The sequence below is a fragment of the Ramlibacter sp. AN1133 genome (assembly GCF_037890035.1).
Classification (GTDB): Bacteria; Pseudomonadota; Gammaproteobacteria; order Burkholderiales; family Burkholderiaceae_C; genus Ramlibacter.
This window is the reverse complement of the sequence record NZ_JBBKTQ010000006.1, coordinates 245,009-265,856: the sequence shown is the minus strand read 5'-3', so window position 1 is coordinate 265,856 and position 20,848 is coordinate 245,009. Positions and strand designations below refer to the sequence as shown.

25 protein-coding genes are annotated in these 20,848 nt (G+C 69.7%); 15 read left to right on the top strand and 10 right to left on the bottom strand.

Translation table 11 applies throughout. The features are described from left to right. Positions 1-33: 33 nt before the first annotated feature. Genes WG923_RS11000 through WG923_RS10990 form a run of 3 tightly spaced genes read right to left on the bottom strand, consistent with a single transcriptional unit; the run spans position 34 to position 2,181 of the window. The gene (locus WG923_RS11000) at positions 34-543 is read right to left on the bottom strand and encodes a TPM domain-containing protein (protein WP_340351000.1); all 510 of its coding nucleotides are present in this window, start codon (positions 541-543) and stop codon (positions 34-36) included. After that, positions 543-1,544, bottom strand: coding sequence for a TPM domain-containing protein (locus tag WG923_RS10995; RefSeq protein ID WP_445322918.1), 1,002 nt, complete (start codon positions 1,542-1,544; stop codon positions 543-545). The genes WG923_RS11000 and WG923_RS10995 overlap by 1 nt, the downstream gene beginning before the upstream one ends. Before the next feature lie 13 nt (positions 1,545-1,557). Further along, complete coding sequence (locus tag WG923_RS10990) at positions 1,558-2,181, bottom strand: LemA family protein (protein WP_340350998.1); 624 nt, start codon at positions 2,179-2,181, stop codon at positions 1,558-1,560. 46 nt (positions 2,182-2,227) lie between these two features. Here WG923_RS10990 and WG923_RS10985 point away from each other — a divergent pair, with 46 nt between their 5' ends. The 3 genes from WG923_RS10985 to WG923_RS10975 are packed head-to-tail and all read left to right on the top strand — an operon-like array spanning position 2,228 to position 4,495. Next, positions 2,228-2,968: a hypothetical protein gene (locus WG923_RS10985; protein ID WP_340350997.1), complete on the top strand. Its 741-nt coding sequence runs from the start codon at positions 2,228-2,230 to the stop codon at positions 2,966-2,968. Positions 2,969-3,003: 35 nt separating this feature from the next. Further along, positions 3,004-3,453: a YybH family protein gene (locus WG923_RS10980; RefSeq protein WP_340350996.1), complete on the top strand. Its 450-nt coding sequence runs from the start codon at positions 3,004-3,006 to the stop codon at positions 3,451-3,453. Further along, a complete protein-coding gene (locus WG923_RS10975) occupies positions 3,431-4,495 on the top strand; it encodes a YheT family hydrolase (RefSeq protein WP_340350995.1) in 1,065 nt (354 codons plus the stop codon). Before WG923_RS10980 ends, WG923_RS10975 begins: the two co-directional genes overlap by 23 nt. Here the strand turns inward: WG923_RS10975 and mrdA are convergent. Genes mrdA through WG923_RS10955 form a run of 4 tightly spaced genes read right to left on the bottom strand, consistent with a single transcriptional unit; the run spans position 4,434 to position 9,306 of the window. Beyond that, positions 4,434-6,749, bottom strand: a complete 2,316-nt coding sequence (gene mrdA, locus WG923_RS10970) for a penicillin-binding protein 2 (RefSeq protein ID WP_340350994.1) — start codon at positions 6,747-6,749, stop codon at positions 4,434-4,436. The two genes, WG923_RS10975 and mrdA, sit on opposite strands and share 62 nt — an antisense overlap. A gap of 15 nt (positions 6,750-6,764) precedes the next feature. Then, the gene (mreD, locus tag WG923_RS10965; protein WP_340350993.1) at positions 6,765-7,283 is read right to left on the bottom strand and encodes a rod shape-determining protein MreD; all 519 of its coding nucleotides are present in this window, start codon (positions 7,281-7,283) and stop codon (positions 6,765-6,767) included. A gap of 13 nt (positions 7,284-7,296) precedes the next feature. Beyond that, positions 7,297-8,217 carry a rod shape-determining protein MreC gene (mreC, locus tag WG923_RS10960; protein ID WP_340350992.1) on the bottom strand — a complete coding sequence of 307 codons (921 nt, stop codon included), beginning with the start codon at positions 8,215-8,217 and terminating at the stop codon, positions 7,297-7,299. A gap of 45 nt (positions 8,218-8,262) precedes the next feature. After that, on the bottom strand, positions 8,263-9,306 hold the full coding sequence (locus WG923_RS10955) for a rod shape-determining protein (RefSeq protein ID WP_340350991.1): 1,044 nt from the start codon (positions 9,304-9,306) through the stop codon (positions 8,263-8,265). 172 nt (positions 9,307-9,478) lie between these two features. Here WG923_RS10955 and gatC point away from each other — a divergent pair, with 172 nt between their 5' ends. The 3 genes from gatC (at position 9,479) to gatB (ending at position 12,782) form a co-directional block, all read left to right on the top strand. Further along, the gene (gene gatC / locus WG923_RS10950; protein ID WP_340350990.1) at positions 9,479-9,778 is read left to right on the top strand and encodes an Asp-tRNA(Asn)/Glu-tRNA(Gln) amidotransferase subunit GatC; all 300 of its coding nucleotides are present in this window, start codon (positions 9,479-9,481) and stop codon (positions 9,776-9,778) included. Continuing rightward, the gene (gene gatA, locus WG923_RS10945) at positions 9,775-11,238 is read left to right on the top strand and encodes an Asp-tRNA(Asn)/Glu-tRNA(Gln) amidotransferase subunit GatA (RefSeq protein WP_340350989.1); all 1,464 of its coding nucleotides are present in this window, start codon (positions 9,775-9,777) and stop codon (positions 11,236-11,238) included. The genes gatC and gatA overlap by 4 nt, the downstream gene beginning before the upstream one ends. Before the next feature lie 95 nt (positions 11,239-11,333). Beyond that, positions 11,334-12,782, top strand: a complete 1,449-nt coding sequence (gene gatB / locus WG923_RS10940; protein WP_340350988.1) for an Asp-tRNA(Asn)/Glu-tRNA(Gln) amidotransferase subunit GatB — start codon at positions 11,334-11,336, stop codon at positions 12,780-12,782. Positions 12,783-12,846: 64 nt separating this feature from the next. Here the strand turns inward: gatB and WG923_RS10935 are convergent, their stop codons facing one another. Then, positions 12,847-13,560: a DUF4124 domain-containing protein gene (locus tag WG923_RS10935; RefSeq protein WP_340350987.1), complete on the bottom strand. Its 714-nt coding sequence runs from the start codon at positions 13,558-13,560 to the stop codon at positions 12,847-12,849. A gap of 15 nt (positions 13,561-13,575) precedes the next feature. Then, positions 13,576-14,256, bottom strand: coding sequence for an orotate phosphoribosyltransferase (gene pyrE / locus WG923_RS10930; protein WP_340351065.1), 681 nt, complete (start codon positions 14,254-14,256; stop codon positions 13,576-13,578). A gap of 10 nt (positions 14,257-14,266) precedes the next feature. Here pyrE and WG923_RS10925 point away from each other — a divergent pair, with 10 nt between their 5' ends. The 9 genes from WG923_RS10925 (at position 14,267) to WG923_RS10885 (ending at position 20,584) form a co-directional block, all read left to right on the top strand. Continuing rightward, complete coding sequence (locus WG923_RS10925) at positions 14,267-15,058, top strand: exodeoxyribonuclease III (RefSeq protein WP_340350986.1); 792 nt, start codon at positions 14,267-14,269, stop codon at positions 15,056-15,058. 177 nt (positions 15,059-15,235) lie between these two features. Further along, a complete protein-coding gene (locus WG923_RS10920) occupies positions 15,236-15,409 on the top strand; it encodes a hypothetical protein (RefSeq protein ID WP_340350985.1) in 174 nt (57 codons plus the stop codon). A gap of 57 nt (positions 15,410-15,466) precedes the next feature. Beyond that, positions 15,467-16,282: a Crp/Fnr family transcriptional regulator gene (locus WG923_RS10915; RefSeq protein WP_340350984.1), complete on the top strand. Its 816-nt coding sequence runs from the start codon at positions 15,467-15,469 to the stop codon at positions 16,280-16,282. 163 nt (positions 16,283-16,445) lie between these two features. Continuing rightward, complete coding sequence (locus WG923_RS10910) at positions 16,446-17,084, top strand: DUF6448 family protein (RefSeq protein ID WP_340350983.1); 639 nt, start codon at positions 16,446-16,448, stop codon at positions 17,082-17,084. Positions 17,085-17,206: 122 nt separating this feature from the next. Further along, complete coding sequence (locus tag WG923_RS10905; RefSeq protein ID WP_340350982.1) at positions 17,207-17,806, top strand: RNA polymerase sigma factor; 600 nt, start codon at positions 17,207-17,209, stop codon at positions 17,804-17,806. After that, complete coding sequence (locus WG923_RS10900; RefSeq protein ID WP_340350981.1) at positions 17,803-18,267, top strand: anti-sigma factor family protein; 465 nt, start codon at positions 17,803-17,805, stop codon at positions 18,265-18,267. Before WG923_RS10905 ends, WG923_RS10900 begins: the two co-directional genes overlap by 4 nt. 1 nt (position 18,268) lies before the next feature. Next, the gene (locus tag WG923_RS10895; protein ID WP_340350980.1) at positions 18,269-18,715 is read left to right on the top strand and encodes a periplasmic heavy metal sensor; all 447 of its coding nucleotides are present in this window, start codon (positions 18,269-18,271) and stop codon (positions 18,713-18,715) included. Between the two features lie 61 nt (positions 18,716-18,776). Then, on the top strand, positions 18,777-19,553 hold the full coding sequence (locus tag WG923_RS10890) for a ParA family protein (protein WP_340350979.1): 777 nt from the start codon (positions 18,777-18,779) through the stop codon (positions 19,551-19,553). Positions 19,554-19,645: 92 nt separating this feature from the next. Continuing rightward, complete coding sequence (locus WG923_RS10885; RefSeq protein ID WP_340350978.1) at positions 19,646-20,584, top strand: bestrophin family protein; 939 nt, start codon at positions 19,646-19,648, stop codon at positions 20,582-20,584. A 38-nt stretch (positions 20,585-20,622) separates the two neighbouring features. On the opposite strand, the gene WG923_RS10880 is transcribed toward WG923_RS10885, so the two are convergent. After that, complete coding sequence (locus WG923_RS10880) at positions 20,623-20,841, bottom strand: CsbD family protein (RefSeq protein ID WP_340350977.1); 219 nt, start codon at positions 20,839-20,841, stop codon at positions 20,623-20,625. Between the last annotated feature and the right edge of the window lie 7 nt (positions 20,842-20,848).

Here is a 20,848-nt window from a genome sequence, read left to right as displayed (position 1 = left end):
CGACGCGCGCCCGTCAGGCGCACGGCGCGGCGGTCAACCGAGCACGGGTCGGTCCGGCAATTCGTTCGGATTCGCCTCGCCGTCGCGCAGCGGAAAATGGCGCACCAGCACCGCCGAGACGGCGTCGACGGCCTGCGCGAGCCCTTCCTCGTAGCGGCCCGCGCGGAAGGCGCCGCCCATGCGCTGCACGATCTGCTGCCACTGCTCCTGCGGCACGTGGCGCGCCAGGCCGCGGTCGGCCACCACTTCGATGGCGTGTTCGGCCAGCAGCAGGTAGATGAGCACGCCGTTGTTGTGCTCGGTGTCCCATACGCGCAGCTTGCCGAACATGGCGATGGCCCGCTCGCGCGGTGTCGCGCCGCGCCAGAGGTAGCTCAGGGGCAGGCCGGCTTCGATGTAGATGCGCACCTCACCCGTGTGGCGGCGCTCGCTCGCGGCCACGCGCTCGGCCAGCCGCTGCGCGAGCGCGGGCGGGATCGCGCGCCGCGTGTCGGATTCGTCGAGCCAGCGGTGGCGCAGCAGGCGCCGGATGCGTTGCATCATCACCAGTCTCCCGACGCGCCGCCGCCGCCGAAGTCGCCGCCGCCGCCCGAACTGAAGCCGCCGCCGCCGCCGCCGCCGCCCCAGCCGCCGCCGCCGCCACCACCCCAGCCGCCGCCGCCGCCGGGGAAGATGACCGGGCCGCCCCAGCCGCCGCGGCGGCCGCCCAGGGGCCCGCTGCCGCCGGACAGGATGGAAAACAGCAGGGCCACGATGGCCGCGATCGCCGCCACCACCACGCTGGACGTGAACAGGAGGGCCAGCAAGCCGATGCCGCCGCCGGTGACCAGCGAGCCGAGCTTGCGCCCGAACATGCCGCGCAGCACGCCGCCGGCGACGGGCACCGCGATGAACAGCAGGATCGCGAGGTCGAACCAGTCGAAGCCGTCGCCGCCCTGCTCTTGCCCGGGCGTCTTCGGTTGCGCCGGCGCGGGCAGGGCCTCGCCCGAGATGCGCGCGATCAGCTGGTCGGCCGCGGCCTGCAGGCCGCCCGCGAAGTCGCCCTGGCGAAAGCGCGGCGTGATCGCGTCGTCGATGATCTGCTTGGCGGCAAGGTCCGGCACCGCGCCTTCCAGCGTCTTGGCGACCTCGATGCGGACCTTGCGGTCGTCCTTCGCCACGATCACGACGATGCCGTCGCCGACCTCCTTGCGGCCGATCTTCCAGGCGTTGGCGACGCGGTTCGCGTAGCTGGCGATGTCCTCCGGCTGCGTGGTGGGCACCAGCAGCACCACGATCTGCGTGCCCTTCTTCTGCTCGAAGGCCGCGAGCTTGTCTTCCAGGCCCTTGCGCTGGATGGCATCGAGCGTGCCGGTCTGGTCGACGACGCGGGCGGAGAGCTCGGGCACGGGCAGCACGTCCTGCGCGAAGCAGGCACCGGCCACCCACAGGAGGAGCAGGGCCGCGAAAGCCCGCAGGCCGGTCTTCGCGCCGCGAACACCAGCACCGATGGTGTCCACCGGCGCCGCAGCTGGTGTGCGCTGCGCGCAGCCCAGCCTCCGCATCATGGGCATCGCCTCAGCGCGCGGGAGAAGCGGGCGCCGTCGCGGGGGCCGCCGGCTTGCTGAAGTCCACGCTCGGCGGCACGGAGATCTGCGCCTCGTTCTGCACCGTGAAGCTGGCCTTCGGCTCGTAGTGGAACACCATGGCCGTGAGGTTGGTCGGGAAGCTGCGCGCCAGCACGTTGTACTGCTGCACCGCCTGGATGTAGCGGTTGCGCGCCACGGTGATGCGGTTCTCCGTGCCTTCGAGCTGCACGCGCAGGTCGCGGAAGGACTGGTTGGCCTTCAGGTCCGGGTAGCGTTCGCTCACCACCAGCAGCCGCGACAGCGCGCTGGAGAGTTCGCCCTGCGCCTGCTGGAACTTCTGGAACGCCTCGGGGTTGTTGAGCGTCTCGGGCGTGACCTGCACCGAAGTGGCCTTGGCGCGCGCCTCGATCACCTTGGTGAGCGTGTCCTGCTCGAAGTTCGCCTCGCCCTTGACGGTGGCCACGAGGTTGGGCACCAGGTCCGCGCGGCGCTGGTACTGGTTGAGCACCTCGCTCCAGGCGGACTTGGTCTGTTCGTCCAGGCGCTGGAAGTCGTTGTAGCCGCAACCGGAAAGGGATGCGAGCAAGGCCAGGATCAGCAGCCACTTCTTCATGTCGGTTCCTTACCTCGGCAGAACATCAAACGGTAGCATAGTTGGGATGCGGCAGGACCCGCTTCAAGTGCTGCAAGCGGCTTCGCGCGTCGCGCCCTCCGTGGCCGGGCCGCGACTGCTCATCGCCGGCGCGACGGGCGCACTCGGCAACGAAGTGTTGCGCCGGCTCGCCGGCTCGTCGGTGTATGCGAACACGCAGGTGCTCGCGCGCGAGCCCGTCACCGAAGGCATGCGCAACGTGCAGACGCTGCTCGTGCCGGGGGACGATCCGCAGCAGTGGCCGCTGGCGCGGGCCGACATCGGCGTGGTGCTGTTCGATCCGCCGCGGCTGTTCTACGACCGCGAACGCGCGTTGTGGACGCCCGCGCCCGGGCAACTGCCGTCACTCGCTCGCTGGCTGCGCGTCAGCGGCGTGCGCACGCTGGCCGTGGTGCTGCCGCACGCGCCAGGGCGCCTTCCGGACGCGCTCAAGCGGGGGCTTGCCAGCCTGGACGAGCACGCGGTGGCCAGCCTCGGCTTCGAGCGGCTGCTGATCGTGCGCTCGGCGCGCAAACCGGTGCTGCAGCGGCATTCGCACCCCCTGGCGCGGCTGGCGCACTGGATGCTCGGCGTGTTCAAGTACATGGTGCCGTCGGCCGAACAGCCGGTGCGGGCGGTCAAGGTGGCCCAATTGCTGGCGCTCGCGCTGCGCCGTGCCCGCCCCGGCATCCACGTGGCGGCGCCGGAACTGGTGTGGCAGGCTTCACAAGGCGAGATGGACGACGTGGTGCGCCGCTGGCTTGGATGAGCAAGCTTGGGCACAATCAGGAGAAACATGTAACCATGCGCAAGTCGAAGCTCCAGGCGGCCAGTCTCGACGGTGATGCCGACGAGGTGGAAGCCGCGTTCTACGATGCCCTCCAGCGTGGGGACATCGAGAAGCTGATGGCATGCTGGGCGGATGAAGATGAAATCTTCTGTATTCACCCCGGCGGCCCCCGTGTGGTCGGCGCAACAGCCATTCGGGCGACCTTCGAGGCCATGTTCGCCGAAGGCCCCGTGCGGGCCTGGCCGGAGCGGGTGCGCAAGATCGTCTCCGTGGCCGCCAGCGTGCACAACCTGGTCGAACGGGTGGAGGTGCTCACGCCCGCCGGCCCCGGCAACGCCTGGGTGATCGCGACCAACATCTACCACCGCACCGCCCAGGGCTGGCGGCTGGTGGCCCACCATGCCAGCCCGGGCACCACGAGCGATATCCAGGAAGTGTCGGATGCGCCATCGGTCCTTCACTAGCGAGTTCATGCAGGCCTACTCGGCGCCGTGGTGGCTGCCGGGGGGCAACCTGCAGACGATCTGGCCGGCCGTGTTCGCGCATCGCACGCGCGGGCCGGTGCCGGCCTATCGGCGCGCCCGCTGGCCCACGCCCGACGGCGATTTCGTCGACCTCGATTTCCTGGCCAACGACGTCTCCACGCGGCGGCCGCTGATCGTGCTGTTCCACGGCCTCGAAGGCTCGTCGCGCAGCCACTACTCGGAGGCCTTCGCGGACGTCGCCTGGCGCGGCAAGCTCACCTACGTCGTGCCGCACTTCCGCGGCTGCAGCGGCGAGCCCAACCTGGCGCCGCGCGCCTACCACTCGGGCGACCACGAGGAGGTCGACTTCATCCTGCGGCGGCTGCGCCAGCAGCACAAGGGGCCGATCGTGGCGGTGGGCGTGTCGCTGGGCGGCAATGCGCTGCTGCGGTGGGCGGCGGAAGTCGGCGACCGGGGAGCGGAGATCGCGCAGGCCGTGGCGGCGGTCAGTTCGCCGCTGGACCTGATGGCGGGCGGGTACCGGATCGGCCGCGGCTTCAACCGGATGGTCTACACGACCATGTTCCTGCACACCATGAAGCCCAAGGCGCTGCAGAAGTGGGCCCAGCACCCGGGCCTGTTCGACCGCGACGCGCTGATGCGCGCGCGCGACCTCTACGAGTTCGACAGCATCTTCACGGCGCCGGTGCACGGTTTCACCAGCACCGAGGACTACTGGTCGCGCGCCTCGGCCAAGCCGCACCTGCACCGCATCCGCATCCCGGCGCTGGCGCTCAACGCGCTCAACGACCCCTTCGTGCCCGCGGCCAGCCTGCCGAAGCCGAAGGACGTCAGCAGCTCGATGACGCTCTGGCAGCCGCCCGAAGGCGGCCACGTGGGCTTCCCCTCCGGGGGCTTCCCGGGCCACGTGATGGCGATGCCGGAAGCGGTGACGACCTGGCTGCTGCAGGCCTCGGGGATCACTCCGCAGGTGCCGCAGGAGTGGCCGGACCACCCGATGACGGTTCCGGCGGCGCTCTGAGCGGCGGCGCGGGCCGCGCGGGCGCATTCCGGTTCGCGATGCGCAGCGGCTTGGCGGCCGAGGCGGCGGCGGTCGCGGGTTTCGCGGCTGCGGCCGCGGGCTTCGCGCCTGCGCCCGGGCCGTAGGCCGGCGCCTCGCGCCAGCGCGGCACCCACAGCGTCGTGCCCGCGGTGGGGATGCCCACCGTGGCATGCGCGACCGGCGAGAAGGCGGCCGCGATCAGCTGGCCGGTCGGCACCGCGGCCACGGGCATGGCGCCGGCGCTCGCCGGGGTGGCGGGCGCGCCGGCGGCGGCGCTGTTGGCGGGCGGCCAGGCGAATTCGGCAGCGGGGCGCGGCGTGCCGATCGGCGTGGTGGCCTTGCCCACCTTCACCGCGGCGATGTCTTCCTCGCTCGGGTACTGGCCCAGCAGGTAGTAGTCGAAGGCGCGGCGCGCGATCGGCGCGGCGGCGGCGGCGCCGAAGCCGGCGTTCTCCACGATCATGCCGATCGCGATCTTCGGGTCCTCGGCCGGCGCGTAGGCGATGTACAGCGCGTGGTCGCGGTGCCGCTCCTCGGTGTTGGCGTGGCTGTACTTCGCGCCCTGCGCGATGCCCACCACCTGCGCGGTGCCGGTCTTGCCGCCGCTGGTGTAGCCGGCGCCGCGGAAGGCGGCGGCCGACGTGCCCTCGATCGTCACGCCCACCATCGCCTTGCGGATGATCGCCAGGTTCTCCGGCTTGGCCGTGAGCTGGCCGACCTGCTGCGGCGCCACCGGTTCGCCCTTCTTGGTCGTGGTGTCGACGATCTCCTTGACCAGGTGCGGCTGCATGCGCGCGCCCGCCGGGTTGGAGATCGTCGCCATCGCGGTGGCCATCTGCAGCGGCGTGAAGTTGTTGTAGCCCTGGCCGATGCCCAGCGAGATGGTCTCGCCCGCGTACCACTTCTGCTGCTCGGGCCGGCGGTAGGCCTTGCGCTTCCATTCGGTGGAGGGCAGCAGGCCCTTGGATTCGCCCTGGATGTCGATGCCGGTGATCTCGCCGAAGCCGTAGTGCGACAGCTGCTCGTGCATCAGGTCCACGCCCATGTCGTTGGCCAGGATGTAGTAGTAGGTGTCGCAGGACTGGACGATGGACTTGTACATGTCCACCGTGCCGTGGCCGCCCGGCTTGTCGTCGCGGAACTGGTGGCCGCCGAACCAGAAGAAGCCGGGGTCGGAGATCGCCTGCTCGGGGCGGCGCTTGCCGGTCTCCAGCGCGGCGAGCGCCATGTAGGGCTTGAAGGTCGATCCCGGCGGGTAGGTGCCGCGCAGCGCGCGATTGAGCAGCGGCTTGTCGATCGACTCGTTGAGCGCCGCCCAGTTCTCCTGGTCGATGCCGTCGACGAACAGGTTCGGGTCGAAGGTGGGCTTGCTGACGAAGGCGAGGACCTCGCCGGTCTTCGGGTCGATGGCGACCAGCGCGCCGCGGCGGTCGCCGTACAGATCCTCCACCAGCTTCTGCAGCTTGATGTCGATCGACAGCCGCACGGTGTTGCCGGGCGTGGCCGGCGTCGACGCCAGCTTGCGCACCGCGCGGCCGCCGGCGGAGGTCTCGACCTGCTCCACGCCGGTGATGCCGTGCAGCTGCTTCTCGTAGCTCTGCTCCACGCCGAGCTTGCCGATGTATTCGGTGCCGCGGTAGTTGGCCTGGTCTTCCTCTTCCCAGTCCTCCATCTGCTTCTTCTCGGCCTGGTTCACGCGGCCGATGTAGCCGATGGCGTGGCTGGCGAGCTCGCCGTAGGGGTAGTTGCGGAACAGGCGGGCCTTGATGTCCACGCCCGGGAAGCGGAAGCGCTGCACGGTGAAGCGCGCCACCTCCTCGTCGGTGAGCTTGGTGCGGATCGGCAGCGAGTCGATGCTCTTGCTTTCCTCCAGCAGCTTCTTGAAGCGGCGCTTGTCGCGCGCCTGGATCTCGATGATCTGGGCGAGTTCGTCGACCACCGTGTCCAGCGGGCGCGCCAGGCGCGACGGCGTGATCTCCAGCGTGTAGGCGGAGTAGTTGGTCGCCAGCACGATGCCGTTGCGATCGAGGATCAGGCCGCGGTTCGGCACGATCGGCACGATCGCCGTGCGGTTCGCCTCGGCCTGCTCGTCGAGCTCCTCGTGGCGCACGACCTGCAGCACCACCAGCCGGGTGAGCAGCAGCACGAACAGGACGAGCACGGCGACGCTCGCGACCAGCACGCGCGCCCGGAATCGGGAGAGGTCGGCTTCGACGTTGCGCAGTTCGGTCATGGGACTTCAGACCTTCTAGAGCGGCCTATTCTCGTCCGGATCGGGCGCCCTGCGTTGCGGCAGCAGCAGCAGCACGCTCACGACCGGCCACAGCGCCGCCTCGACCACGGGCGCCAGCAGGAAGCTGGTGCCGGGAAAGGGCGCGCCGCCGATCATGCGGATGGCCAGCTCGATGCCGTGCGCGGCCGCGAACAGGGGCAGCACCTGCACCGCCTGCGACGGCACGGTGAACCACAGCAGCCGCCGGTGGATGGTGATCGCGAAGTAGCTCAGCGTGGTGTACGCCAGCGCATGCTGGCCCAGCAGCGAGGCCTGGTGCACGTCCACGGCCAGGCCGAACACGAAGGCGGCGATCACGCCGATGCGCAGCGGCTGGTGCACGCTCCAGAACACGACCACCACCGCCAGCACGTCCGGCATCCAGGGCAGGCGGCCGAGGGGCAGCATGTTGATCATCATCGCGAAGATCAGCGTGAGCCAGATGAAGAAGGGGTTGGCCGGCAGCAGCAGCGGCTGCCCGGGTCGCATGATCATGCGTTCGCTTCCCTCACTTGCGGCCCTTCCTGGCGACGGGCGCGGGATCCTCGGGGGCGGGCCGCGGCGGGATCTGCGACAGCAGCGGCTTGAGCACCATCACGTGGCGCGCGCCGTCCACCAGCGCCTGCGGGTTGCAGACGATCTTGGCGAAGGCCGAATCCGGCCGGCGCTCCACCCGCGTCACCCTGGCCACCGGGATGCCGGGCGGGTAGACGCCGTCCACGCCGCTGGTGGTGAGCAGGTCGCCGGCCTGCACGTCCGCGTTGGCGGCCATGTAGCGCAGCTCCAGCCCGCCGCTGCCGTAGCGGCCCGCATCGCCATAGGTGATGCCGCGCACGCCGGTGCGGGTGTTGATGACGGGGATGGCCTGCTCGGAGTCCGTGACCAGGGTCACTTCGCTGATGAGCGGATGCACGCGCGTGACCTGGCCGAGCACGCCCGATTCGTCGATCACCGGCGAGCCGGCGTCGATGCCCTGCGCCATGCCCTTGTCGATGATCACCCGGCGGGTGTACGGGTCGGCGGCGTCGTAGAGCACTTCGGCCGCCTGCGTCGGCGTGTTCAGGCGCTCGCGCAGCTGGAGCAACTTGCGTAACTGGGCGTTCTCCAGCGCGAGCTGTTCCACCTGGTTGGCGCGCTGCGACTGCAGCACCAGCTTGCGGCGGGCCGCCTCCTCGTTGCGCAGCGCGGTGTTGAGGGTGGTGAAGTAGTCCTGCGCGGTGCGCACGGCCAGCACCGGCCGCATCGCGACCCACTGCACCGGGAACAGCACCGTGGCCATGGCGGAGCGCACCGGCTGCGTGATCTTGAAGCGCGCGTCGGCGACCATCAGGAACAGCGCCAGCGCGCTGCAGACCATCAGCTTCGAGAGAGCCGAGGGTCCTTGCTTGAAAAACGGCGGAGGCGTGCGATCGAGGGTGCCTAAGGGCATGGTCGCGATTGTGCCCCGCCCCGCTGAGGCGGGGACGTCAGACGATCACTCGCTCGTGAAGATCGAACCCAGCCGTTCCATGCGTTCCAGCGCGATGCCGCAGCCCCGCACCACGCAGGTCAGGGGGTCTTCGGCCACCAGCACCGGCAAGCCGGTTTCCTCGGCGAGCAGGCGATCGAGGTCGCGCAGCAGCGCACCGCCGCCCGTGAGCATCATGCCGCGCTCGGCAATGTCGGCGCCCAGTTCCGGCGGGGTCTGCTCGAGCGCGTTCTTCACCGCCGACACGATGTTGTTCAGCGGGTCGGTCAGCGCTTCCAGGATCTCGTTGGAGCTGATGGTGAAGCTGCGCGGCACGCCCTCGGAGAGGTTGCGGCCCTTGACTTCCATCTCCTTGACCTCGCTGCCGGGGAAGGCGGAGCCGATCTGCTTCTTGATGCTTTCGGCGGTGGGCTCGCCGATCAGCATGCCGTAGTTGCGGCGGATGTAGCTGATGATGGCTTCGTCGAACTTGTCGCCGCCCACCCGCACGCTGCCCTTGTAGACCATGCCGCCCAGGGAGATCACCCCGACCTCCGTGGTGCCGCCGCCGATGTCGACGACCATCGAACCCGAGGCCTCGGACACCGGCAGGCCGGCCCCGATCGCGGCGGCCATCGGCTCCTCGATGAGGTACACCTCGGAGGCGCCGGCGCCCAGCGCCGATTCTCGGATGGCGCGGCGCTCCACCTGGGTGGAACCGCAGGGCACGCAGATGATGATGCGCGGGCTGGGCCTCAGGACGGACCGGGGGTGGACCATCTTGATGAACTGCTTGAGCATCTGCTCGGTGACGGTGAAGTCGGCGATCACGCCGTCCTTCATCGGGCGGATGGCCTCGATGTTGCCGGGGACCTTGCCCAGCATGGCCTTGGCCTCGTGGCCGACGGCCTGGATCGATTTCTTGCCTTGCGGGCCACCCTCGTGGCGGATGGCCACCACGGAAGGCTCATCGAGAACGATCCCCTTGTCGCGTACGAAGATCAGGGTGTTGGCGGTACCCAGGTCGATGGCCAGGTCCGTGGACAAGTAGCGTCGGAAAGCTCCGAACATTGGGGAATTCCTCGTTTCTTCTGCGAAAGCGGCCGCTTTGCGCGGCCGTTGCACCGGGCGGCGGAGCACCGCTCGCCGAAGGCGGGATAATACCCGATCCCCTGTGCCGGACCCGCCGTGCGCACCGTGCGCGCGCGTTACAAGCCGTTGTGGCGCAAGACTATTTCTCACCATGTCCCTGAACTCCCAAGACATCGCGCGCATCGCGCACCTGGCCCGGCTGGACCTGCATCCCGAGGAGAGCGAGCGCATGCTCTCCCAGATCAACGGCTTCTTCGCGATCGTCGAGAAGATGCGCGCGGTGGACACCTCCGGCGTGGAGCCGCTCACCCACCCCGTGGCCGCCGTGCGCGAGGTCGCATTGCGCCTGCGCGAGGACGTCGCGAACGAGCCGAACGCGCGCGAGGCGAACCAGAGGAGCGCGCCGGCCGTGGAGCGCGGGCTGTTCCTCGTGCCGAAGGTGATCGAGTGAAGCAATTGCACCAACTGACCGTCGCCGAACTGGCGCGCAGGCTGAAAGCCAGGGAGGTGTCCGCGGTCGAACTGGCCGGCCACTACCTCGGGCGCGTCAGGGCGCATGCGGACCTCGGCGCCTACCTCGCCACCAACGAGGAATGCACGCTGAAGCAGGCGCGCGCCGCCGACGAGCGCATCGCCTCGGGCGAGGGCGCGCCGCTCACCGGCGTGCCGATCGCCCACAAGGACATCTTCGTCACGCGCGATTTCCCGAGCACCGCCGGCTCGAGGATGCTCGCCGGCTACCGCTCGCCCTTCGATGCGACGGTGGTGCGGCGGCTGGCCGACGCGGGCACCGTGACCCTGGGCAAGCTCAATTGCGACGAGTTCGCCATGGGCTCCTCCAACGAGAATTCCGCCTATGGGCCGGTCAGGAATCCGTGGGACAAGAGCCGCATCCCCGGCGGCTCCTCCGGCGGCAGCGCCGTGGCCGTGGCGGCGGGCCTCGCGGCAGCGGCGACCGGCACCGACACCGGCGGCTCGATCCGCCAGCCGGCCTCCTTCTGCGGCATCACCGGCATCAAGCCCACGTACGGGCGCGCGTCGCGCTACGGGATGATCGCGTACGCCTCCAGCCTCGACCAGGCCGGGCCCCTGGCGCGCACGGCGGAAGACTGCGCGCTGCTGCTGTCCGCCCTCTGCGGGCCGGATCCGGACCGCGATTCCACTTCGCTGGACGTTCCGGCGGAAGATTTCACGCGCCCGTTGCAGGATTCCATCGAGGGCCTGCGCATCGGCGTGCCGAAGGAATTCCTGGCCGAAGGCGTGTCGGCGGACGTGCGCGCCGCGATCGAATCGGCCCTGCGCCAGTACGAGAAGCTGGGCGCCAGGCGCGTCGAGATCTCGCTGCCGCGCACCGAGCTGGCGATCCCGGTCTACTACATCATCGCGCCGGCCGAAGCGAGCTCGAACCTCTCGCGCTTCGACGGCGTGAAGTTCGGCCACCGCGCCAAGGACTACGGCGACCTGCTGGACATGTACAAGAAGACGCGCGCGCAAGGCTTCGGCGCCGAGGTGCAGCGCCGCATCATGGTGGGCACCTACGTGCTCTCGCACGGCTACTACGACGCCTACTACCTGCAGGCGCAGAAGATCCGCCGCATGATCGCCGACGATTTCCAGGCCGCGTTCAAGGAGTGCGACGTGATCGCCGGCCCGGTCGCGCCGACCGTGGCCTGGCATCTGGGCGAGCACGGCGGCGATCCGGTGGCGGACTACCTGGCCGACATCTTCACGCTGCCGGGATCGCTCGCGGGCCTGCCCGGCATGAGCATCCCCTGCGGCTTCGGCGAGGCCGGCATGCCGGTGGGCCTGCAGTTGATCGGCAACTACTTCGGCGAGGGCAAGCTGCTGAATGCCGCGCACCGGTTCCAGCAGGCCACGGACTTCCACCTCCGCCAGCCGGAAGATTTCTGAGATGAAGCTGGGGTTCGCTGCGCTCACCACCAGCCTACGGCCGATGCCCTTCGTAGGCTGGCGGTGAGCGGCAGCGAACCACAGCGTTGGACACCATGACCGCAAAACTGATCCACGGTTACGAAGTCGTCATCGGCTTCGAGACCCACGCCCAGCTTTCCACCGAAAGCAAGATCTTCAGCCGCGCGCCGACGAAGTTCGGCGCCGAGCCCAACACGCAGGCCTGCCCGGTGGACCTGGCGCTGCCCGGCACGCTGCCGGTGATGAACGCAGGCGCGGTGGAGCGCGCGATCCGCTTCGGCCTGGCGATCGGCGCGCACGTGGCGCCGCGCAGCATCTTCGCGCGCAAGAACTACTTCTACCCCGACCTGCCCAAGGGCTACCAGATCTCGCAGTACGAGATCCCGGTGGTGCAGGGCGGCGAGATCGGCTTCTTCCTCGGCGACGAGAAGAAGAGCGTGCGGCTGGTGCGCGCGCACCTCGAGGAGGACGCCGGCAAGTCGCTGCACGAGGACTTCGTCGGCATGTCGGGCATCGACCTCAATCGCGCCGGCACGCCGCTGCTGGAGATCGTGACCGAGCCCGACATGCGCTCCTCCGACGAGGCGGTGGCGTACGCCAAGGAGCTGCACAAGATCGTCACCTGGATCGGCATCTGCGACGGCAACATGCAGGAAGGCAGCTTCCGCTGCGATGCCAACGTGTCGGTGCGCAAGCCGGGGCAGCCGCTGGGCACGCGGCGCGAGATCAAGAACCTGAACTCCTTCAAGTTCATGAAGGAGGCGATCGACTTCGAGGTGCGCTGGCAGATCGATCGGATCGAGGACGGCCTGGCCATCGAGCAGGCCACCGTGCTGTTCGACCCCGATACCGGCGAGACGCGCGCGATGCGCACCAAGGAGGACGCGGCGGACTACCGCTACTTCCCCGATCCGGACCTGCCGCCGCTGGTGATCGCCGACGAGTGGGTCGCGCGCATCCGCGGCGAGATGCCGGAGCTGCCGCGCGCCATGGCCGCGCGCTTCGTCGCCGACTACGGCCTGCCGGAATACGATGCCACGACGCTGACGCAAAGCAAGGCCATGGCCGCCTACTTCGAGGACGCGGCGCGCGCGAGCGGCCAGCCGAAGCTGGCCAGCAACTGGATCATGGGCGAGGTCTCGCGCCGCCTGAACGCGCAGGAGATCGACATCGCGCAGGCGCCGGTGGCCGCGGCGACGCTCGCCGCGCTGATCCGGCGCATCCAGGACGGCACCGTCTCCAACAACGCCGCCCGGCAGGTGTTCGACGCGCTGTGGAGCGGCGAGGGATCGGCCGTGGATGCGGTGATCGAGGCCAAGGGCCTCAGGCAGATGAACGACAGCGGCGCGCTGGAGCAGATCGTCGACGAGGTGCTCGCGGCGAACGCGGCCAACGTCGAACAGGTCCGCGCCGGCAAGGACAAGGCGTTCAACGCCCTGGTCGGCCAGGTGATGAAGGCCAGCAAGGGCAAGGCGAACCCGCAGCAGGTCGGCGACCTCCTGCGCAGCAAGCTGGGAATCTAGTCCCCGTGGCTGGGGGCGCTGGCCCCCGGTTCCGGGGATGGGAATGTCGCCGCGGCGACGAGGCTCAGCGCTTGCGCGATGTCGGCGCCACGGGCACGGGGGACGCGCCGGCCGCACCGGAGGTCGCGGTCGGCGGCGCCAGCTGGGCCCACAGCACCTTCAGCCGCGCCAGTTCCTCGTCGAACTGGGCGTCGATGCGCCGTTTCTCTTCTTCCTGGTTCTCGACGAAGCGCTGCTGGGCGGCGATCTGCTGCTCGTTCTCCTCGATCTGGCGCTTCAGCTTGGCCGGCCACTTCGAGGGTTCCTTGAAGAACTCGGTCTCCTGGACCAGCTTGCGGCGCTGTTCCTCCAGGTCGGCCACGCGGCGCTGGCCCGCGGCGATCACGTCCTGCGCGGCCCGCAGCGCCTTGGCGCGCTCCGCGTCGTGCGCCGCCTGGTTCGGGTAGCGCGTGAGCAGCGCCTTCTGGGCCCGGCGTTCGTCGGTCTGGCGCTGGCGCTCCTCGGCGAGCTTGCGCTCGCGCTCCTCGTAGGCCGCGCGTTCCTGCGCCGTCAGCGACGGGCCGAGGGTGCGCCGCACCGTGCCGTCCTTCTTCAGTTCCTTCTGCTCGCGGTCCAGGCATTCGACGATCGGGCGGTCCGACGTCAGCCGCTGGCCGCGCGCATCGATGCAGGTAAAGATGCTGCCGGCCGGAGCGGACGGCTGCGACCAGGCGGGCGCGAGCGCTCCGGCCGCCGCGAGGGCGCCGAGAAAAAGGCGGAATGGGCGTTTGGCAGGCACCAGGGGTTTTCCTCTTCAGCCGGCTCCGTAGCGATCCCGGTAGGCGACAACCTTCTCGTAATGCTCCCCGAGTTCTTCGCCGGCATGCACCCGCAGATAATGCAAGAGATCGGCCAGCCTGGCGATGGCGCAGACCTGCAAGCCCAGCCTTTCGCGGACATATTGCACGGCGCTCCACGGCACGTCGTGGCCATCCTCCGTCGCCTTCTCCTGGCGATCCAGGGCGATCGCCACGGCGTGGGGGGTGGCGCCGGCCGCCTGGATCAGCGCGATCGATTCGCGCGCCGCGGTGCCGGCGGACATCACGTCGTCGACGATCAGCACCCGCCCGCGCACCGGGGCGCCCACCAGCGTGCCGCCCTCGCCGTGGTCCTTGGCTTCCTTGCGGTTGTACGCGTAGGGGACGTTGCGGCCGGCGCGGGCCAGTTCGATGGCCACGGCCGCGGCGAGCGGGATGCCCTTGTAGGCCGGGCCGAAGATCATGTCGAACTCGACGCCGGACGCCAGGATGCGGCCTGCATAGAATTGCGCCAGCCGCCCGAGCTTCGCGCCGTCGTCGAACAGGCCCGCGTTGAAGAAGTAGGGCGAGAGGCGCCCTGCCTTGGTCTTGAACTCGCCGAACCGCAGGACGCCCGACCGCACCGCGAACTCCACGAAATCCTGCGCCAGGGCGTCCTGGCTGCCATCCGACACCATGGGAAATTCCTTGTTCAAACTGACCAGCCTGAACCTCAATGGCATCCGCTCGGCGGCCAGCAAGGGGGTCGAGGCATGGCTTGCACAGACCAGCCCGGATTGTATTTGCGTGCAGGAAGTCAAGGCGCAGGCGCCGGACGTGCAGGGCAAGTACGACGCGCTCGCCGGCCTCAAGGGCCATTTCCATTTCGCGCAGAAGAAGGGCTATGCCGGCGTGGGCGCCTTCAGCCGGCACGAGCCGAGCGACGTGATCGTCGGTTTCGGCTGCGAGGAGTTCGACGCCGAGGGCCGCTACCTCGAACTGCGCTTCGACACGCCGCAGCGCAGGTTCTCCATCATCAGCTGCTACTTCCCCTCGGGCTCCTCCGGCGAGGAGCGCCAGCAGGCCAAGTTCCGCTTCCTCGACGTGTTCGATCCGCACCTGGTGGCGCTCAGGCACCAGCGCGAGTTCGTGTTGTGCGGCGACGTCAACATCGCCCACCAGGAAAAGGACCTGAAGAACTGGAAGGGCAACCGCAAGAACAGCGGCTTCCTGCCCGAGGAGCGGGCCTGGATGACAAAACTGTTGTCCGAAACGGGCCTGGTGGACGTATATCGTCACCTGCACCCGGACACCACGGACGACTGCTACACGTGGTGGAGCAACCGCGGCCAGGCTTATGCGAAGAACGTGGGGTGGCGGCTGGACTACCAGGTGGCCACTCCGGGCATCGCGCAGGCGGCCCGCGAGGCTTCCATCTACAAGGCGACGCGCTTCAGCGATCACGCGCCGCTGACGATCCACTACGACCTGCCGCTCTGAAGCCTGGAGTCCCTGTGTCGCGGGCGCGCGGGCCGAAGCCAGCCGTGGCGTCGGCAGCGCAGAGTCCCGCCCCCGCCCTCACCGCTTTCGACGGCGTCGCAGACGCGCGGCGTCGGCCTCCCGGACTACATCATTGTCCGTGGCAGTGGAACACGCTGAGGCTCAACGAAGGATTGCATGACGACCGACCCCAGCAACGAGACCGATCAGACCATCCACGGTCACAGTGGAGAGGGCGCGGCCAGCATCGTCCCGCATCTGCCTGCCGACCGGCAGGAGCAGCACCCACGCGCACCGAAGCTGGAAGAGCCGACGGCGAACGCGAGCCAGGATGGCGGCGCGCCGACCTGACGCGACGGCCGCACCGGATGCCCGGCCCGCCGAAACGTGCACATGACCGGGAGGCCCATGGCGAAGACAAGACATGACGGTCCTGGCCCGGCCGGTGGCAAGCACACGCCCGAACCGCACCCCAGGCAGAACCACCTGCTGGCAGCGCTGTCGCCGGCAGTGCAAAGCCGCCTGTTCCCGCACCTGGAACTGGCGGAACTGCCGTTGCGCGCGCTCATGTACGAGTCGGGACACATCATGCGGCACGTCTACTTCCCGACCGACGCCATCATTTCGATGCAGTACCTCATGGAGAACGGCGCCTCCACGGCGATCTCCGTGGTGGGCAACGAGGGCCTGCTCGGGGTCACGCTTTACATGGGAGGGGAGAGCACCCCCAGCCGGTCGCTGGTGCAGAGCGCGGGCCATGCCTATCGCCTGCCGCGGGCGCGGGTGAAGGAGGAATTCGACCGGCACGGCGAGTTGCTGCTGCTGATGCTGCGCTACACCCAGGCCTTGATCACGCAGGTGGCACAGACCGCCGTGTGCAATCGCCACCACACCATCGACCAGCAGTTGTGCCGCTGGCTTCTCCTGTCGATGGACCGGCTCTCGGACAACCGGCTGACGATGACGCAGGAGTTCATCAGCAACATGCTCGGCGTCCGCCGTTCCGGGGTGACCCAGGCAGCGTCGAAGCTGGAGCAGCTGCGGGTGATCTCGTACCAGCGCGGCCTGATCAACGTGCTGGACCGCCCGCGGCTCGAGGCGCTGAGTTGCGAGTGCTACCGGGTGGTGAAGAAGGAGACGGACCTGTTGCTGCACTACCTGCCGCAACGGCAGGTGATCGCGGATGCCGGCGACATCCCCACGGTCACGCTCCCGCGCGACTGAGGGCGCGGCGCACGGTGCCCGCGGCGGGCGCCAGTCTTGATGTTTGCTAAGGACGGGAACACCGGCCGGCACATTGCCGCGCCCGGGCCGTTTCATGAGCGAGCCTGAGCTTTGCGCAGCCCCAGGCTTTCCCGACCCTTCGTTTCCTTTCCTGGAGCAAGCCATGATCCACCTGAATCGTCCCCGCCTCGCCAGGCTCTTCGGAGCCCTCATCGCCGCTGCCGCCCTCTCGTGGGGGACCGCCGCGCAGGCCCACTGCGACACGCTCGACGGCCCCGTCGTGGGCGATGCCCGCAAGGCGCTGGACAGCGGCAACGTCAATCTCGTCCTCGGCTGGGTCCAGCCGAAGGACGAGGCCGAGATCCGCAGTGCCTTCCAGAAGAGCGTGACCGTGCGCAAGGCCGGCGGCCCCGCCCGCGAGCTGGCCGACTACGCGTTCCTCGAGACGCTCGTGCGCGTGCACCGCGCCGGCGAAGGTGCCCCGTACACGGGGCTCAAGCCGGCCGGCCAGATCGAGCCCGCGGTGGCCGCCGCCGACAAGGCGATCGAAACCGGCAAGCTCAAGCCGGTGGCCGCGATGATCGGGGAGAGCGTCGAGCACGGCCTGCACCGGCAGTTCGAGGTGGTGCTGCGCACGAAGAAGCACGACCCGAACGACGTGCAGGCCGCGCGCGCCCATGTCGGGGCGTACGTCGAGTACGTGCACTACGTCGAGCGGCTGCACGACGCCGCCCGGACGGGCGACAGCCATGCGGCCGCCGGCGCCCCCGCGGCGGCAGCCGCCACCGCGCACAAGCACTGAGGTGACCGGTGCAGCCGGCCTGCGAGGGCCCGCCGCGGGCGCGCGCCCGCGACCTTGACGCAATGCAAGGACGGTGTTGCCGGCCGCACCATACTGCCCTTGCGCCGCCCGAAGGGAGCACCTTGGTCCTGGAAACCTCGAGCACCGCGGAGGCTTCGATCCGCGCCCCGGCCGACGAGGCCGCCGCGGAACGGGACCTCGCCCGGCGGGCGCAGCGCGGGGACCCGTCGGCGTACGCGCAACTCGTGCGCGGCAACCAGGGCAGGATCCTGCGGCACCTGCTGAACCTCACGGGCTCGCGCGACGAGGCACTGGAGCTCTCGCAGGAGGTGTTCCTCAAGGCGTGGGAGGCGCTGCCCTCCTGGCGTCCCGAGGCCAGGTTCCACACCTGGCTGTATCGCATCGCGTCCAACGTCGCCTACGACCTGCTGCGGCGGCGGCAGCTGGTCTCGTTCGAACCGCTGCCGCCAGACCACGACACGCCAGCGGAAACCGACAGCCCGGAAGTGCGGCTGCACGCCAAGCAGACCATCGGGCAGCTGGATGCGGCGCTGGCCCGCCTGCCCCCCGAGCAGCGGGAGATCGTGCTGCTGCGCGAAGTCGAGGGCCTGAGCTACGAGGAGCTCGCGGCGGCACTGGCCATCGACGAAGGCACGGTGAAGTCGCGCCTGGCGCGCGGCCGCGCGGCGCTGGCGCAGATCTACACGAGGATGCAGACATGAAACAGGAATCCGGCTGCCCTGCCGCGGAGGACCTCTCCGCCCTCATCGACGGCGAGCTCGCGCCGCACCGCCGCTCCGAGGTCCGCCGGCACGCGCTCCTGTGCCCGGCCTGCGGCGCAACGCTGCGGCAGTTCGGCGCACTGCGCTCGGACCTGCTCCTGCTGCGGCAGCGAACGGTGGAGACGGACCTCTCGGCGATCGTGCTCGCGCGTCTTCGCGGGCTGCCGGAGTCCGCCCGCCAGCAGCAGCGATGGCGCGGCCTGTCGCTGGCCCGCCTTCGGGGCGCCGGCCCCCAGGCGATGGGTGGCGCGCTGGCGTTCGGCGTGGGCGTCTATCTGGGGCTGGCCTTGCTGGCGGGGTCGGGAGCGGCCCCGCGGCCGGCCGGCATGACGGTCTTCGACGCCGAGCGGGCGAGCGTGTTGTGCGCCGGGCTGCCGTCATGCGGACCGCGGGGGAGGTGACATGCAGCGCTCCCGCCTGACCTACCTGCTGGTGCTGTCGGTCCTGGTCAACTTCGGCGTGCTCGGTGCCGCGGCGTACCAGGCGCGCGATCGCGCCGCCGCCAGCGTCGACCTGGCGAGCCAGCTCCAGCTCGATGCCGCGCAGCGGCAACGGTGGCACGAGATCGAGGCGCCGTTCCTCGCCGAACTGGAGACCGGCTGGCGCGAAGTCGCACGGCACCGCGAGGTGCTGATCCGGCAGATCTTCTCGCAGCAGCCCGACCCGCGCCGCATCGAGGAGGAACGCGCGCGCATCGCGCAGCTGCAGGCCGTGCAGCAACGGCGCGTGATCGCGCAGCTCGAACGCGAGCGCCAGCTGCTCGATGCGCGGCAGCGCCAGCGGCTGCTGGAACTGCTGCTGCGCGAACCGCCGCCCACCTCCCCGGAGCGCGAACTGCACGGCTCGTGAACCCGCGCGATTGTGCGGTGCACAATACAACCCCTGCAACCCGGGTGAAGCGAAAGGCCGAATGAGATACGTCGTGTTCAATCAGAAGGGCGGCGTGGGGAAATCCACGATCACCTGCAACCTCGCGGCGATCGGCGCGCAGCAGGGACGCCGCACCCTGGTCGTGGACCTGGATGCCCAGGGCAACTCGACGCGCTACCTGCTCGGTGCTCAGGCCGACGACGCCGGCGAAGGCGCGGCCGGTTTCTTCGGCGAGTCCCTGAAGTTCACCGTGCGTGCCAGGGAAGCCGCGGAGTTCATCGTCGAGACGGCGTGGGAGGGCCTGCACCTCATGCCGTCGCACCCGCAGCTCGAGGAACTGCACGGCAAGCTCGAGTCGCGCTACAAGATCTACAAGCTGCGCGATGCGCTGGCCGCACTCGAGGACGCGTACGACGACGTCTACGTCGACACCCCGCCGGCCCTGAACTTCTACACGCGCTCGGCCCTGATCGCCGCGCAACGCTGCCTGATCCCGTTCGACTGCGACGACTTCTCGCGGCGCGCGCTGTACGGCCTGCTGGACCAGGTGCAGGAGATCCAGGCCGATCACAACCGCGGGCTCGAAGTCGGCGGCATCGTCGTCAACCAGTTCCAGCCCCGGGCCAACCTGCCGCAGCGCCTGGTGCAGGAGCTGGTCGACGAGGGACTGCCGGTGCTGCAGCCGTACCTGAGCGCCTCGGTGAAGATCAGGGAATCGCACGATCTCGCGCGCCCCATGATCCACATGGACGCGCGCCACAAGGTGACGCAGGAGTTCGTCGCGCTGCATGCGCAGGTAGGCAGGCCGGCCCGCTAGGCGCGAATCCGCGCCGGACATCCGCGGTCTCGCGGGCGCCGCCCTGCCGCTCCCGCGGCTGCTCGCCGCCTGAGCGAGTACGATCTCGCGCTGTGATCGTTCGCGACCGCCCGCGCGGCCTCCAGCTGTTCTACATCCTGCGTGGCTCCGTGCTGCCGCACATCGCGTGGGAACTCGTCACCTGCATGGCCGTCGCCACGCTGGTGACGCTCACGCACGGCTTCGTCTACCAGTGGAAGGTGACGCTGACCACGGTGCCGTTCTCGCTGATCGGCCTGGCGCTGGCGATCTTCCTGGGCTTTCGCAACAACGCGGCATACGACCGCTACTGGGAAGCGCGCCGGCTCTGGGCCGAGCTGCTGTACCGTTCGCGCAGCTTCGCGCGCCAGGTGCAGACGCTGCTGCACTTCGAGGCGCCCGTCGGGCCGGACGACGCGAACGATCCGCGGCGCCTCGCGATCCTGCGCACCATCGCCTTCGCCTCCGCGCTGCGGCACCAGCTGCGCGGCACCGACGCGCGCGAGGAGATGCGCAGGCTGCTGCCGCCCGAGGAGGCGCGCGCCTTCGAGGCCGCGCGCTGCGGCACCGACTGGCTGCTGCGGCGCAGCGGCCAGGACGTCGGCGCCTGGCTGCGCCAGCGCAGGCTCGATGCGCCGCTGGCCGCCGACCTGGACCAGACGCTGTCGGCGCTCGCCGCCGTCGCCGCACTGTGCGAACGCATCAAGAACACGCCGATCCCCTTCCCGTACACGCTGCTGCTGCACCGCACGGCCTGGCTGTATTGCTTCCTGCTGCCGTTCGGGCTGGTCGACCAGGTCGGCTTCATGACGCCCTTCGTGGTGGCGATCGTGGCCTATACCTTCTTCGGCCTCGACGCGCTGGGCGACGAGATCGAGGAGCCGTTCGGGCTCGCCGACAACCACCTGCCGCTGGACGCGATGTGCCGCGAGGTGGAGATCAACCTGCGCGAGGCGCTGGGCGAGACGGCGCTGCCCGAACCGCTGCGGCCCGTGGGCTCGCGGCTCACCTGAGGACCGTCACCCGCGCAAGGTGCCTTGCGCTAGGGCTCCTAGCCCTTGAACCAGGAGTCGTCCGCCTTGCTCTCCCACTCGGCGAGTTGCCGCTCGGCCTCGTCCTTGGCCACGCCATAGCGCTCCTGGATCTTGCCGGCGAGCTGGTCCCGGTGGCCGGCCACCACGGCGAGGTCGTCGTCGGTCAGCTTGCCCCATTGCGTGCGCGCCTTGCCGGTCACCTGCTTCCAGTTGCCTTGAATCCTGTCCCAGTTCATGGTGATC

Excerpts from the sequence above, each read along its gene's own strand:
- WG923_RS10915 (WP_340350984.1), top strand. The coding sequence starts at position 15,467 with ATGGCGAAGACAAGACATGACGGTCCTGGCCCGGCCGGTGGCAAGCAC.
- WG923_RS10980 (WP_340350996.1), top strand. The coding sequence starts at position 3,004 with ATGCGCAAGTCGAAGCTCCAGGCGGCCAGTCTCGACGGTGATGCCGAC.
- WG923_RS10895 (WP_340350980.1), top strand. The coding sequence starts at position 18,269 with ATGCAGCGCTCCCGCCTGACCTACCTGCTGGTGCTGTCGGTCCTGGTC.
- WG923_RS10990 (WP_340350998.1), bottom strand. The coding sequence starts at position 2,181 with ATGAAGAAGTGGCTGCTGATCCTGGCCTTGCTCGCATCCCTTTCCGGT.
- WG923_RS10890 (WP_340350979.1), top strand. The coding sequence starts at position 18,777 with ATGAGATACGTCGTGTTCAATCAGAAGGGCGGCGTGGGGAAATCCACG.
- mrdA (WP_340350994.1), bottom strand. The coding sequence starts at position 6,749 with ATGACCGAACTGCGCAACGTCGAAGCCGACCTCTCCCGATTCCGGGCG.
- WG923_RS10975 (WP_340350995.1), top strand. The coding sequence starts at position 3,431 with ATGCGCCATCGGTCCTTCACTAGCGAGTTCATGCAGGCCTACTCGGCG.
- WG923_RS10985 (WP_340350997.1), top strand. The coding sequence starts at position 2,228 with ATGCGGCAGGACCCGCTTCAAGTGCTGCAAGCGGCTTCGCGCGTCGCG.
- WG923_RS10995 (WP_445322918.1), bottom strand. The coding sequence starts at position 1,544 with ATGCGGAGGCTGGGCTGCGCGCAGCGCACACCAGCTGCGGCGCCGGTG.
- mreD (WP_340350993.1), bottom strand. The coding sequence starts at position 7,283 with ATGATCATGCGACCCGGGCAGCCGCTGCTGCTGCCGGCCAACCCCTTC.
- gatC (WP_340350990.1), top strand. The coding sequence starts at position 9,479 with ATGTCCCTGAACTCCCAAGACATCGCGCGCATCGCGCACCTGGCCCGG.
- mreC (WP_340350992.1), bottom strand. The coding sequence starts at position 8,217 with ATGCCCTTAGGCACCCTCGATCGCACGCCTCCGCCGTTTTTCAAGCAA.
- WG923_RS11000 (WP_340351000.1), bottom strand. The coding sequence starts at position 543 with ATGATGCAACGCATCCGGCGCCTGCTGCGCCACCGCTGGCTCGACGAA.
- WG923_RS10900 (WP_340350981.1), top strand. The coding sequence starts at position 17,803 with ATGAAACAGGAATCCGGCTGCCCTGCCGCGGAGGACCTCTCCGCCCTC.
- pyrE (WP_340351065.1), bottom strand. The coding sequence starts at position 14,256 with ATGGTGTCGGATGGCAGCCAGGACGCCCTGGCGCAGGATTTCGTGGAG.
- gatB (WP_340350988.1), top strand. The coding sequence starts at position 11,334 with ATGACCGCAAAACTGATCCACGGTTACGAAGTCGTCATCGGCTTCGAG.
- WG923_RS10880 (WP_340350977.1), bottom strand. The coding sequence starts at position 20,841 with ATGAACTGGGACAGGATTCAAGGCAACTGGAAGCAGGTGACCGGCAAG.
- WG923_RS10910 (WP_340350983.1), top strand. The coding sequence starts at position 16,446 with ATGATCCACCTGAATCGTCCCCGCCTCGCCAGGCTCTTCGGAGCCCTC.
- WG923_RS10955 (WP_340350991.1), bottom strand. The coding sequence starts at position 9,306 with ATGTTCGGAGCTTTCCGACGCTACTTGTCCACGGACCTGGCCATCGAC.
- WG923_RS10920 (WP_340350985.1), top strand. The coding sequence starts at position 15,236 with ATGACGACCGACCCCAGCAACGAGACCGATCAGACCATCCACGGTCAC.